Source organism: Xanthobacter autotrophicus, assembly GCF_030015065.1.
GTDB lineage: Bacteria > Pseudomonadota > Alphaproteobacteria > Rhizobiales > Xanthobacteraceae > Xanthobacter > Xanthobacter autotrophicus_D.
Window position 1 is genome coordinate 1 of sequence record NZ_JAIVFN010000528.1, and the last position, 401, is coordinate 401.

The following is a 401-nucleotide window of genomic DNA, read 5'->3' on the forward strand; positions in this document are numbered from 1 at the left end:
GCTCGAAGCGGATGCGGCCTTTGTACATCGTGAACAGCCAGTTGAAGATCTTCGCGCCCGTCGGGATCGAGATGATCATCGTGGTGATGCCGAAGAACGTGTTCACGCTCGCGCCGGAGCCCATCGTGAAGAAGTGGTGCAGCCACACGAGGTAGGACAGGATGGTGATCACCACCGTGGCGTACACCATCGAGGTGTAGCCGAACAGGCGCTTGCGGCAGAAGGTGGCCACCACTTCGGAGAAGATGCCGAAGGCGGGCAGCACCAGGATGTAGACCTCGGGGTGGCCCCAGATCCAGATCAGGTTCACGTAGAGCATCGGGTTGCCGCCGAAGTCGTTCGTGAAGAAGTTCGTGCCGACGTAGCGGTCGAGCGACATCAGCACCAGGGCGGCCGTCAGC

Annotated in this window: 1 protein-coding gene; it reads right to left on the reverse strand. The window is 61.1% G+C overall.

Translation table 11 applies throughout. The annotated features are described in order from the left end of the window. Nucleotides 1-401 (reverse strand): cbb3-type cytochrome c oxidase subunit I (locus tag K9U40_RS24355; protein ID WP_282892610.1); only part of this gene is annotated, 401 nt, incomplete at both ends.